General features: G+C 35.1%; 12 protein-coding genes. 1 reads left to right on the forward strand and 11 read right to left on the reverse strand.

All coding sequences use genetic code 11. The annotated features are described in order from the left end of the window. Nucleotides 1-173: 173 nt before the first annotated feature. From ABH960_RS23135 to ABH960_RS23175, 9 genes are all read right to left on the reverse strand, one after another. A complete protein-coding gene (locus ABH960_RS23135) occupies nucleotides 174-1,550 on the reverse strand; it encodes an ABC transporter substrate-binding protein (protein ID WP_404448655.1) in 1,377 nt (458 codons plus the stop codon). 27 nt (nucleotides 1,551-1,577) lie between these two features. Then, nucleotides 1,578-2,399, reverse strand: a complete 822-nt coding sequence (locus ABH960_RS23140) for a carbohydrate ABC transporter permease (RefSeq protein WP_113937864.1) — start codon at nucleotides 2,397-2,399, stop codon at nucleotides 1,578-1,580. Then, nucleotides 2,396-3,328 (reverse strand): carbohydrate ABC transporter permease, encoded by a 933-nt coding sequence (locus ABH960_RS23145; RefSeq protein ID WP_404448657.1) that lies wholly within the window; start codon nucleotides 3,326-3,328, stop codon nucleotides 2,396-2,398. Before ABH960_RS23145 ends, ABH960_RS23140 begins: the two co-directional genes overlap by 4 nt. Further along, nucleotides 3,328-4,425, reverse strand: a complete 1,098-nt coding sequence (locus ABH960_RS23150; protein WP_404448659.1) for an ABC transporter ATP-binding protein — start codon at nucleotides 4,423-4,425, stop codon at nucleotides 3,328-3,330. Before ABH960_RS23150 ends, ABH960_RS23145 begins: the two co-directional genes overlap by 1 nt. Further along, nucleotides 4,422-4,988, reverse strand: a complete 567-nt coding sequence (locus ABH960_RS23155; protein ID WP_098666044.1) for a glycerol-3-phosphate responsive antiterminator — start codon at nucleotides 4,986-4,988, stop codon at nucleotides 4,422-4,424. Before ABH960_RS23155 ends, ABH960_RS23150 begins: the two co-directional genes overlap by 4 nt. A gap of 307 nt (nucleotides 4,989-5,295) precedes the next feature. Next, the gene (locus tag ABH960_RS23160) at nucleotides 5,296-5,976 is read right to left on the reverse strand and encodes a GNAT family N-acetyltransferase (RefSeq protein WP_404448661.1); all 681 of its coding nucleotides are present in this window, start codon (nucleotides 5,974-5,976) and stop codon (nucleotides 5,296-5,298) included. Nucleotides 5,977-6,146: 170 nt separating this feature from the next. Then, complete coding sequence (locus tag ABH960_RS23165; protein WP_002029673.1) at nucleotides 6,147-7,019, reverse strand: ankyrin repeat domain-containing protein; 873 nt, start codon at nucleotides 7,017-7,019, stop codon at nucleotides 6,147-6,149. Between the two features lie 289 nt (nucleotides 7,020-7,308). Further along, a complete protein-coding gene (locus ABH960_RS23170) occupies nucleotides 7,309-7,812 on the reverse strand; it encodes a nitrous oxide reductase accessory protein NosL (protein ID WP_404448663.1) in 504 nt (167 codons plus the stop codon). A 136-nt stretch (nucleotides 7,813-7,948) separates the two neighbouring features. Further along, nucleotides 7,949-8,203 carry a hypothetical protein gene (locus tag ABH960_RS23175; RefSeq protein ID WP_060750498.1) on the reverse strand — a complete coding sequence of 85 codons (255 nt, stop codon included), beginning with the start codon at nucleotides 8,201-8,203 and terminating at the stop codon, nucleotides 7,949-7,951. A 254-nt stretch (nucleotides 8,204-8,457) separates the two neighbouring features. On the opposite strand from ABH960_RS23175, the gene ABH960_RS23180 reads away from it, so the two are divergent. Further along, nucleotides 8,458-9,762 (forward strand): CitMHS family transporter, encoded by a 1,305-nt coding sequence (locus tag ABH960_RS23180; protein WP_404448665.1) that lies wholly within the window; start codon nucleotides 8,458-8,460, stop codon nucleotides 9,760-9,762. A 69-nt stretch (nucleotides 9,763-9,831) separates the two neighbouring features. Here the strand turns inward: ABH960_RS23180 and ABH960_RS23185 are convergent, their stop codons facing one another. Then, on the reverse strand, nucleotides 9,832-10,524 hold the full coding sequence (locus ABH960_RS23185) for a response regulator (RefSeq protein ID WP_016101865.1): 693 nt from the start codon (nucleotides 10,522-10,524) through the stop codon (nucleotides 9,832-9,834). Beyond that, a complete protein-coding gene (locus ABH960_RS23190; protein ID WP_404448667.1) occupies nucleotides 10,524-12,134 on the reverse strand; it encodes an ATP-binding protein in 1,611 nt (536 codons plus the stop codon). Before ABH960_RS23190 ends, ABH960_RS23185 begins: the two co-directional genes overlap by 1 nt. Between the last annotated feature and the right edge of the window lie 82 nt (nucleotides 12,135-12,216).

Genomic DNA, 12,216 nt, shown 5'->3' on the forward strand with positions numbered 1-12,216 from the left:
CAGAGGTTTTCGTAAATGGTAAACAAGTTGCAATGGAGTTAAACAAATAATGAAAAGGACAATATTCTTTCTAGACCCTTTACTCATATAAAATAGATAAGAATTCATCATTTCTTTGATCCCTTATCTCCTTATAAAGAAAGCCGTATCCCTCATAAGGATACGGCTTTCTCTTATTTTTGATTCGTACGAGCTGAAATACTAATTGCTCTATCTGTTGTTTTTGCAGCTTCATCTAACGCTTCTTTACTATTTTTCCCGTCATACATTGCTTCTAATGCTTTTACGACTGCATCTCTTGATTCTGGGAATACACTAATTAATGCACCTTGAGTTGCTGGAGATTGCTTCGTTGCTTGTAATTGCTCTACCGTTACTTTTAACTGCGGATACTTTTCATACTGCTCTTTTACTAACGGCTCATTATATGCATCTGGATTAATTGAGAAATATCCTGTTGCAGTATGCCATTTTGCTTGTACATCTGGCTTCGTTAAATATTTCATAAAGTCCCAAGCACCTTGCTGCGTTTCTTCTGAAACCATATTCGTCATCCATAATGATGCACCGCCAATAACAACACCATTTTGTTTCGAATCTTCTGGATAAGGAATATACGAAACGCCTACATTAAACTTAGATGCATCAATTAAATCACGAACACCAGCTGAAGAATCTAAATACATAGCAACTTGTCCAGACTGGAACGCAGCACGAATATCATCCCAACTTGCTCCATACTTTCCAAGTGCACCAGCTTTATTTAGTTCATCTAACATTCCAAATACTTTCTGTCCTTCTTTACCGTTAAATACCGCTTTCTTTGCAGCATCTTTACGGCCGTTTTCGTTGTCTACATATAAAGCACCTTGTGTCGCTAACAATTCTTCAAAGAACCAACCATAATTCAGCATTGAAAATCCATACTGTTTTACATTTCCGCCTTCTTTAATCGTTAACTTTTTCGCCGCTTCTTTTAATTCTGCATATGTTTTCGGAGCTTTCTCTGGATCTAATCCAGCCTTTGCGAAAGCATCCTTATTATAAATTAATACTGGTGTAGATGAATTAAACGGCATAGAATACATTTTTTCATCAACTGAATAATAGTTCGTAATTGCTTTTTCTAATTTTGATGTATCGTACTTATCTTTTTTAATCCAACTATCGATAGGCGTAATCTTTTTGCTATCAATCATATACTTCGTTGTAATTTCACTCGATTGAACAAGAGCTGGCGCTTCTTTCGTTGCAGACATCGTTTTAAATTTCGTTAAAGACTCTTCGTATGTTCCTTGGAACTCTGCCTTTATCTCGTATTTATTCTGCGACTTATTATAGTCTGCAACAAGCCCATCTAGTACACCTTGTGTTTTTCCACCCATTGCATGCCAGAAACGAATTACAGTTTTATCACCATTCTTTTCAACTGGAGCTACTTTTGCCTGTGCTTCAGGTTTCCCCTCTGTTTTACTATTTGAACAAGCTGCGCCGGTTAATGCCATTGTGGCTGCCATTAAAAGAGCAGCACTTTTTTTCAATAAACTCATCTCAATCCCACCTTTTCCTATGTATGCTTATTTAATTGCACCTTTTGTTAATCCTTTTTGTAATTGCTTTTGCCCTAAAAATAATAAAATCAATGTTGGAATGACGATAACCGTAACACCGGCCATTACACTGCCCCAATCAGTTGCAACTTCTTGAGATTGAAGCTGCTTTACACCAATTTGAACCGTTCTTACTTTTTCATCAGTGGTTACTAAAAGCGGCCACAAATACATATTCCACGTTGTTAAAAAGCTATATACTCCAAGAGTAATAAAACTCGTTTTACAATACGGCATTACTACGCTGAATAAAAACCTTACATTTCCAATACCTTCAATAAAAGCAGCTTCTTTCAGTTCATTCGGAAGCGTCATAAAATGTTGACGTAGTAAGAAAATACCGAAAGCTGTTGCAAAAAACGGCACCGTCATCCCAGCAAAACTATTAATCCATCCGAAGTTTTGAATCGTTAAAAAGTTCGGTACCATCGTTGCTTCCCACGGAATAAGCATTGTTGAAATAAACAAGAAGAAAATTAAGTTTCTACCTTTAAACTGAAGAAAAACAAAAGCATAAGCTGCTAAACTGGATACGATAAGTTGTCCAAGCATAACAACTGTCGATACAATTAAACTGTTATATAAGTATGTAAAAAGAGGTACTTTTTGAAAAATATTAATGAAATTATCAAAAGTAAATTGAGTTGGAAATAACCTTCTCATTTGAATATCGTCTGGTGTCATAAAGCTTATTAAAAACGCATACAGTACAGGAAAAAACACCATTACTGCACTAATAATGAGCAGCATGTATAATAGGAAATTTTGCTTCCACTGTTTAACGATCATTTATAATGCACCTTTCTCTCAGCAAACTTAAATTGAATCAATGTAGCAATAAAAATGAAAATAAATAATACCATCGCTTGTGCACTTGCTGTTCCAAATTGATGATTCACAAATGCCTCTTTATAAATCGAGTACACAATTAAATTCGTTGCATCATTCGGTCCACCGTGCGTTAAAATATCAATTTGTCCAAAGCTTTGGAATGCACTAATTAACGTTACTGTCACGATAAAAAATAAAGTTGGTGATAGCATCGGTAATGTGACGCGGCGAAGCTTATATAAATAACTAGCACCATCTATAGATGCACTCTCATATAAAGACGTATCAATATTTTGTAAACCACCTAATATAACTAAAAATGCAAATCCTGTATTCACCCAAACCGTTGTAACCGATACAGAAAACAGTGCCCAGTCCGGACTCGTTAACCATGCGATTGCCGGAAGATTCATAGAGGCTAATATATTATTAAATAACCCTACACTTGGATGAAATAAAAATAGCCAAATCACTGCACTAGCAGCTACTGATATTCCCATCGTTGAAGAAAACAGTACTCGGAATAACCCGATCCCTCTTACTTTTTCATTTGCAATTAATGCAAGAAATAAGGCGAATACAATACTAGTAGGCACTGTATATAAAACAAATAATAAAGTTGATTTTATACTTTTATAGAAAGCAGGATCAGAGAATAAATATTGATAATTTTCTAAGCCAACGAAAAGATTAGCTTCTCCGTGTATATCTGTTAAATAAAAACTATAATAAATCGTCCTAAACAATGGATAGAAAAGAAAAATCGAAAATAGCAAAATAGATGGCGCCAAAAATAATAATCCTATTCTTAAATCTTTCGTTCTGCCCCATAAATGCTTCTTTTTTGACACTGTTGTTTGAACTGGTAACTTACCTACTTCAATCATTATTTCGCCACCACTTTCAGCTCTTCTTCAGCTACCACTTTTAATCTTTCATTCGTATTTTGGTGAAAGAAGCATAGCTTTTCTTGCGAAAATAATAATTTTACTTTGTCACCTTTGTTCAGGAGTAACTGTCCGATGACTTTCGCACTCCAAGTTGTTCCGTTTATCGCAAAGTTTAATATAGATTCATTCCCTAATACTTCTACAGATTGCAGCGTCACTTCTTGCCCTTCCTCAGACAGTGCAATATGCTCAGGACGCATGCCTATTCGAATAGTTCCTTCTGGTAATTGCTTTAGCTGTCCAATAGATAATGGGATTTGCAATTGCCCTATATGTAATATGCCTTTTTCTTTATCCACTTCCCCATCATTTATATTCATAGAAGGCGAACCTATAAAACTTGCAACAAATTCGTTTGCTGGTTCGTTATATATATCAAGCGGTGTTCCAACTTGTTGTATACTTCCTTTATTTAAAACCATAATACGATCTCCCATAGTCATTGCTTCTATTTGATCGTGAGTAACGTAAATCATCGTAATTCCTAATCGTTGCTGAATTTCTCTAATTTCAATCCTCATCTGTGCACGTAATTTCGCATCTAAATTCGAAAGTGGTTCATCCATTAAACAAATCGGTGCTTGACTGACGATGGCCCTAGCAAGTGCAACACGCTGTCTTTGCCCACCTGATAGTTGCCCAGGCTTCATTTTGACATATTCCTTCAACCCTACCATCTCAACAGCTTCCATCAATCGTTTTTGTCGTTCTTCTTTCTGTACTTTTCTTACCTTAAGTCCAAATAAAATATTTTCTTCTACAGATAAATGTGGGTATAACGCATAATTTTGAAATACCATTGATAGATTACGGTCTTTCGGCTCTAAATCATTTGCAACACGTTCATTAATCATTAAATCTCCCGAAGAGATTTCTTCTAAGCCAGCGATCATTCGTAGTAATGTACTTTTTCCACATCCCGAAGGCCCAACTAAAACAAAAAATTCTCCCTTCTTAATATGAACTGATACGTCTTTAACCGCTGTCTCTTCCGCATTTTTATATACCTTTGAAACATCTTTCAATTCGATCACAAGGTTGCACTCCTTTTTTCTTCTTGTATCCATACTTCATAATGACTCGTTGAAATCGCACTTGCTCCTGCACGAATGGCAATTTCCGCATCTTCCCGCGTTTGAATCAATCCGCCTGCAATAATAGGAAATTCTATTTCCACTGCTAGCTGCTTAATAATTGAAGGCATAATACCAGGCATAATCTCTACTGCATTCGGTTTAGTCGTTTTACAATTTTCAATTGATTTTGTAAGAGATAAAGTATCGACAATAAAAATACGTTGAATCGTTTTTAATCCAATTTTATTGGCATTTCGAATTGTCGAACCTTTTGTTGAAATAATGCCTTGTGCTCCGATAACATCTTGAATATACAAAAGAGCTTCCTCTGTATTCGTATTTAAACCTTGTATAAAATCACAATGAAGAAATACATCATGTCCATGTTTCTGTAATTCGTATACACGCTCTGGTAACTCCAGCATTGAACCAGTCATAAGAAAAACTGTTTTCGGTAATTTTTTGTATGTTTTGTACCCTTTCCAATCTTTTATCATCGCAATATAAGGTTCTTTAAACATTTATTCCACCTAGCTTTTCTATTTTTATCCAAACTAAAAACACCTACTTACATAGAACACCTTTCTCCTTATTTGAACTCTAGGGAATAGAGCACACTTAAGAAAGCGGCACGTTATATGTAAGCGGGTGTTCTCAAATGTTCTCTACCCTAGTTATTTTGTTACCTTTACTATATTACGCATTTATTAAGTCAGTTTTGATAAATTGTTAATTAGATGTTAATCGAATGTTAATATTCACCATATTACTTTTACAATAATCTAGATATACGAATAAACTCCAACAGCAAACAACTGTGTTTAAAATTTAAGTGATATGCAAATTCATTCCATAATTAATCAATTCTAGTTTTCTTGCCACTGCTTGCGAAGCAAAGTTATCCCAAGAAGTACTATAAAGCGGAATGCGCTTTTCCTCTTGTATTGATAGTGCCCAGGCTGTAACGACATCAGCACCATATCCATTCCCTTGAAACTCCACTAAAGTTTCCACACTTGCCTCAGCAGCTACGGGCGTACTTCTGGCACTGCAACATATAGAAACTACCTTTTCATTTTTTACAATTGCAAAATAAGGTTGCCTCCATTCCATCTGTTCTATTAGATTAGAAAAATTTTCTCGCAAAAGCTCTTTATTCTTCTCTGTTATTTGTATTGTTCTAGTTGGCTTATGTAAATTATTAGGGAACATGAAAGCAGGACCCACCCAAATATTCTCCACCGTTCTCTCTTCATTTAATACTTTAATGATCTTTGCTATCTCAATGTGATTTGAGCATTCTCGGATTAATTTCTCAATCTTACTTATCATTTCACCATGCAGTTTATAATGATACCTCGTTATATTCCCTTCACGAGTTCTGCTAAGAAAAAAACGTGGTGCTTTCAGATTTCCATTTTCATTTACACACTTTATTCTTCCTACTTGATTATGAACAAATAAAACTTCTGCCTGAATTGCTATTAACTCAAGTTCTGAAAATCGCATTTATACCCTCCTTAATTACTATTTGTAGCCTTCTCGATATAGCATCCATCCATTTTTTCAAAACAAAAATCCCATTTAAATACACATTACTGAATCCATCATACTAAAATGACTTCTTCATTCTGTCTATCTAAATGGGATTATTTCGTGCTTTTTATTTCTTCAGCTTGTTATTCCGCCAGTTGTGGTTGCGGCTGTACTACTTCATTCGCTCCAGCTATCCTCAACATATTCGCAATATCTTTAAAACCTCTTTTTTCAGCATATTGCAGCGGCGTAATATTTTCCTTATTGGCCATATTTACATCTGCCCCGTGGTCAATAAGCATTTGAATTACTTTCTTATGACTTTCACTACCATTTCCTAATACAATTGCTTCTAATAAAGCTGTTCCACCACGTTCATTCTTATAATTCACATCAATATCTGTATGCTCTAATAATTCTTTAACAACCTCTACATGGCCACGCTCAGATGCAGAAATAAGTGCCGTTCCACCTGACTTAGTCGTTTCCTTCGTATTAACTCCTGCATTAATTAATACTTTTACAATATCCGTATATCCTTCTCTACTTGCATAAAGAAATGGATTGCTTTGTTTTTCGTCTTGAATTTCAATATCAGCACCCGCATCAATTAATGCTTTAACTGTCTCTACATGATTTTGATACGTCGCTGCAAGGACAGGCGTTTCTCCGTTGTCACCTTCTACATTGATATTCGCTCCATCTTGGATCAGCTTCATAGCTGTTTCTGTGTCTCCAAGCGTCGCAGAAAGTAGCAACTGTTTGTCCATTAAATTTATACTTTTTTCTTCTTTAGATTCTTCCTGTTCTTTATGCTTCTCTTTTTTCTTTTCGTTTTTCACATGAACCGGTTTTGATTCTGGCTCTTCTTGCTTATCGCAAGCCACTACCGTCATTAAAAGTCCTAATAACATACATAATAAAATTTTTTGTTTTCTCACAACTACAGCTCCTATGAAAGATAATGTTTTCTTAACCATTCCTCCATCACATACAATAACTCTTCTTGAGTACATTTATCCATAAGCCTTTTAGATTCCTTCTTTAATCGGATTATCTTAAACTTATACTATGTTTCTCAACCTATTGGAATGATACGCCTGATGGCCTCATCATTAACATTATGAAGCAATTAGTTTAGCACGTTTTTACCGCATTTGTATACATTTCTAAAAAGTACATAAATGATTGCTTTAGGTTACTATATTCCATTGTAACCGTTCTTCTAAAATTTTTACACCTTTTCTATATTTGCACCTGAGTAATAATAGAAAAAGACAACTATATAGTTGTCTTTTTCTATTATTAATGATGCCCACCGTGATTCCCTTTTTTCGATTTTCCCATCATCTCTTTATTCATTTCCCATTTATGCTCTGATAACTCTTTATACGAAAGAACTTTCCCCTTATAGTTAGATACAAAACTCTCTGCATCTTTTTTATTTTTAAATGAAATGACATTATAAGCCATCGGTGTCGTTATTGTTTTATCATATACGTAAGTAGCATCTTCCAACGAAACCCAATCTTTCGAATCATAATCTCGAACAAATTTTTCTTTCGTCTTTTCACCTGAATTGATCTCCATCCATTTATACATGCAACCAATATCATCAAACTTTAATGCTTTTCCATTTTCTAAAATAATTTCAGTTGCGAATTGATTATCGATTACCCCAATTTGGCAAATGTCACACTTATCATTTTTCTCATTAATCGCAACAGCTGTTAGTTCTTTTTTCCCACATCCTACTATCGTAAATATGAAACATAAACATATAGCAAGTACGACATATTTTACTTTCATCAATATTCCTCCCTAGAAACCGTATACTCCACGAAAAGAATACCAAAAGGTTGTGTGAGATTTGTGAAAAAACAATGTTCTTTTTGTAATATATGGAACAAAAAAGAGATGTGCAGTTACTTCTACACATCTCTCATCATTCACAACCAGTAATTAACAAATCATCTTCTAACTTAACTAATAATGTATCCGTATCAATTTCCTGTCCAACTTCTACATTTACTAATCTTATATTTCCACTGATCCCTACCCCGATTTTCTCAAGCTCACCATCGTACTTTCGAATCATCATTAATTTTTCCCATTCATATACGTAAGAGGATTCATTAATAAAAATCTCCTCTACTTTGCCTTTACATGAACTATAAATTTCTTCTATTCTTGTTTCCATTCAAAATCTACTCCCTACTTCACGCTTCGCTATTTCCATCTTATTCTATCATTCTTGCATACAGGCATTTATCTTTTTAAAAATTCAAAATTACCCTGTGAACAAAATGATCAAAATAAAGATTATGCTTCTAATGATGTTATTTTTCAAATTATTTACCATTCCAATTGAACCTTTTATTATAAACAAAAAACCTTTTATCTGAATTTTTATTTTATTTTGAAAGCGTAATCATTTTTTGAGGGGGAGATTACATGGTAGCATTACTCGGATTTACAATGGTATTTGTCTTTATGTTTTTGATTATGACGAAACGTATGTCTGCACTAGTAGCATTAATATTAGTTCCAATTATTTTCGCATTAATTGGTGGCTTTTATGCCAATATGGGCCCGATGATGTTAGAAGGAATTCAAAAGCTAGCACCTACTGGTATTATGCTTATGTTCGCCATTTTATATTTCGGAATTATGATTGATAGCGGTTTATTTGATCCTGTTATTAGTAAAATTTTAAAATTTGTAAAAGGTGATCCTTTAAAAATTGTTGTTGGTACAGCTATTCTTACTATTATCGTTTCATTAGATGGGGACGGAACAACAACATATATGATTACAGTTTCCGCAATGTATCCACTATATAAACGTCTTGGAATGAATCCACTTATATTAGCTGGGGTTGTTATGTTAGGAGCAGGTGTTACAAATCTTACACCTTGGGGTGGACCAACTGCTCGGGTTATGAGTGCTCTTGGACTTGATGCATCAGAGCTCTTCACACCACTTATACCAGGAATGATTGCTGGTGCAATTTGGGTAGTTTTCGTTGCCTATTATCTTGGAAAAAAAGAAAGAAAGCGTTTAGGAATTATGGATGTACAATATTTAAAACAAATGCAAACAATGGATGAGCAAGCTGCGACAGTTGAAGCTGCCGTGCATAAACGCCCTAAACTTCTATGGATTAACTTTTTATTGACCGCTACATTACTTGTCTGTCTCATACTAGAAGTTATGCCGCTACCTGTTCTATTTACAGTCGCTTTTGCTATTGCTGTTATGATTAACTATCCTAACTTAGAACAGCAAAAAGAGCGTATTGCGTCTCACGCTGGAAACGTATTAGCGGTTGTTTCTCTCGTCTTTGCTGCTGGAATTTTCACAGGTATTCTATCTGGAACAAAAATGGTAGATGCAATGGCTCAAAGTGTCGTTACTCTTATACCAGATGCACTTGGCCCCCAACTTCCAATTATTACAGCTTTACTAAGTATGCCGTTCACATTTTTCATGTCTAATGATGCCTTTTACTTCGGTGTATTACCTATTTTAACGAAAGCTGCTGCCGCTTACGGAATTAGTGCAGCAGAAATGGGACGTGCTTCGTTACTCGGTCAACCTGTTCACTTACTGAGTCCCCTCGTTGCTTCCACTTATTTATTAGTCGGAATGGCCAAGGTTGATTTTGGTGAACACCAACGATTCACTTTACTTTGGGCTGTTGGAACGACAATAGTTATGTTGATTACTGGAATTGTAATTGGAATTATTCCAATATAAGATGAAACTAGAAAAAACAGTAGAGGAAATGTAATAATCCTCTACTGTTTTTATTGTTGTAAAAATCCCTTATGAAGAAACGCGGAAATACCTTCTTTCTGGCCTTCCCACACTTCCATATATAAGCTCCGCATGCACTTTCTTTCCAGAGATCAAATACTCTAAATAGCGCCTAGCAGTTGATCGGCTTACACCTACCATTGAACTTAGTATCTCTGCAGTAATTCCCTCTTCATTAATAGTTAGCATATGCTTTTTTATTTTTGCTAACGTTAAAGGATCGATTCCTTTTGGCGCATATTCTATTGGATTTGCCTGCACCCCTCTTTGGGACCATAGATGTTCAATCTGTTCTGAAGATAATTGAGCATTTTTCTTTAACTTCGTAATCTTCTTTTGATAACCTTCTAAACTTGTTTTAAACCGATCAAATGTAAGTGGCTTTACGATATAATCTGTTACCCCGCCTCGTAAAGCATGCCACACTACATCCGTCTCTGATGCGGCTGTAATCATAATAATATCTGTATCATGCAAATTATGCCTAATATATGTGACGAGTTCTGTCCCTTGCATGTCAGGTAAATATACATCTAGTAAGACGAGTTGTGGCTTTACAAACTCTAGCCATTCTTTCGCCTGTTCCCCAGTCGTTGCTGTTCCAATTACTTTAAACCCCTCAATTTTTTCAGTAAAACGACGATGAATTTCCGCAATCCGAATATCATCTTCTACAATCAATACTTCAATCCCCTCATTCATTACAATTCGCCTCTCTCTTTCGGTAATGCAATGATAAATAAAGCACCACCTAAATCCCCTTTTTCAATCGCAATACTTCCATTTAAGTCTTCCACTAACTCTTTCACTTTCGCTAATCCATATCCACGTTTTTCGCCCACTTTCGTCGAAAAACCTTTATAGAATATACTTGTAATTATTTCATCATGAACACCTTGTCCTGAATCTTCTACTTCAATTAATATTTCTTCCCCAATGTCTGTTACAAACATTCTTACTTTCTTATCATGATCTTGATTTCTTTCAATTGCTTCAAATGCATTCGTGATCAAATTCCCTAAAATAGAAACAACGTAATTACTCTCAATATGCGGACTTAACTCTTCTAAACTACTTTCCCGATCTAACATAAAATCAATCTTCAACTCTCGCGCCCTATTATAAAATCCAATTAAAATCCCACCTAACCATGGATTTTGAATTCGTTTCATAATAAATTGAACGAACTCTTGATATACTGCCGTTTCCTTATGAATAAGCTCTAAAGCATCTTCATAAGACTCTAATTGAATAAGACCTGAAAGCGTATACAATAAGTTGTTATATTCGTGCGTTTGCGCCCGCAATGCCTCTGTATACTGCCGTGTTTGAGATAATTCCGCTGTTAATTGATCCATCTCAGATTTCAGGCGTAAACTGGATACTACACCAGTTACTTTATGATTAACTTTAATAGGTAGGCGATTGGCAATAACATCCTGCCCCTTTATATTTAATTGGCGATCAAATTGTTCTTCTCCGGTTTGAAGCACATCCAGTATCGATGAATTAGGAATAACATCTAAAATAAATTCTCCCATTATATTTTGTTGTTTATCTAAAGAAAGGATATCGTATGCCGCTTGATTTACTAAACTAACCATTCCATTTTTATCGATTACTACAATCCCTTCACGTACAGATTGAATAACTGTACTATGCTCCTCGTATAAAGATGAAATTTCTTCTGGCTCCATTCCAAACATCATCCGCTTAATACTTTTTGCTAAATATACAGAGCCTATTATCCCAATTAACAGACCTGTTATTGTAATCCAAAACACACGCTTTCCATACACTTCTATCGCTCCATGAATATCATCCATTGAAAAACCAACAGATACTACACCAATAATTTCATTATCCTGATTACGAATCGGGACTTTTCCGCGTAGTGAAGGCCCTAATGATCCCGTTGCTTTCGAAACATAAGATTCCCCTTCTAATAGAACCCCTTCATTATCTCCGCCAACCATTCTCTCTCCTATTTTATCTCGCTTAGGATGCGCATAACGAATACCATCTTTATTTCCAACTACAATAAAATCAGCATCTGTTTCGATTCGAATTTTTTCTGCAATTGGCTGAATAATAGAAGCTGGATTTTCTTTTTGAAAAGCTTCCCCGATTTCCGGTATAGCAGCAACTGTTTTCGCAACATGCAACGCTCTTTTTCCGATTTGGTCTTCTACTGTTTCAGATAATATGTAGTAAAATAAATAACTCGTTAACAGAAGCACAGCAAGAATAAGTGTACTAATAGTTAATGTAATTCTCGGTTGCAGTTTCAATTTCTTCAATTTCAAAATCATTCCCCTAACATCAATGAAGATAGAATTTAAAGAAAATACAGTCTTTTGTTTTCGTATTTAATCATAACACGATTACTATATA

This window comes from Bacillus sp. RC252 (assembly GCF_044909215.1).
GTDB lineage: Bacteria > Bacillota > Bacilli > Bacillales > Bacillaceae_G > Bacillus_A > Bacillus_A mycoides.

Excerpts from the sequence above, each read along its gene's own strand:
- ABH960_RS23145 (WP_404448657.1), bottom strand. The coding sequence starts at position 3,328 with ATGATTGAAGTAGGTAAGTTACCAGTTCAAACAACAGTGTCAAAAAAG.
- ABH960_RS23175 (WP_060750498.1), bottom strand. The coding sequence starts at position 8,203 with ATGGAAACAAGAATAGAAGAAATTTATAGTTCATGTAAAGGCAAAGTA.
- ABH960_RS23135 (WP_404448655.1), bottom strand. The coding sequence starts at position 1,550 with ATGAGTTTATTGAAAAAAAGTGCTGCTCTTTTAATGGCAGCCACAATG.
- ABH960_RS23160 (WP_404448661.1), bottom strand. The coding sequence starts at position 5,976 with ATGCGATTTTCAGAACTTGAGTTAATAGCAATTCAGGCAGAAGTTTTA.
- ABH960_RS23140 (WP_113937864.1), bottom strand. The coding sequence starts at position 2,399 with ATGATCGTTAAACAGTGGAAGCAAAATTTCCTATTATACATGCTGCTC.
- ABH960_RS23180 (WP_404448665.1), top strand. The coding sequence starts at position 8,458 with ATGGTAGCATTACTCGGATTTACAATGGTATTTGTCTTTATGTTTTTG.
- ABH960_RS23170 (WP_404448663.1), bottom strand. The coding sequence starts at position 7,812 with ATGAAAGTAAAATATGTCGTACTTGCTATATGTTTATGTTTCATATTT.
- ABH960_RS23185 (WP_016101865.1), bottom strand. The coding sequence starts at position 10,524 with ATGAATGAGGGGATTGAAGTATTGATTGTAGAAGATGATATTCGGATT.
- ABH960_RS23190 (WP_404448667.1), bottom strand. The coding sequence starts at position 12,134 with ATGATTTTGAAATTGAAGAAATTGAAACTGCAACCGAGAATTACATTA.
- ABH960_RS23165 (WP_002029673.1), bottom strand. The coding sequence starts at position 7,019 with ATGTACTCAAGAAGAGTTATTGTATGTGATGGAGGAATGGTTAAGAAA.
- ABH960_RS23155 (WP_098666044.1), bottom strand. The coding sequence starts at position 4,988 with ATGTTTAAAGAACCTTATATTGCGATGATAAAAGATTGGAAAGGGTAC.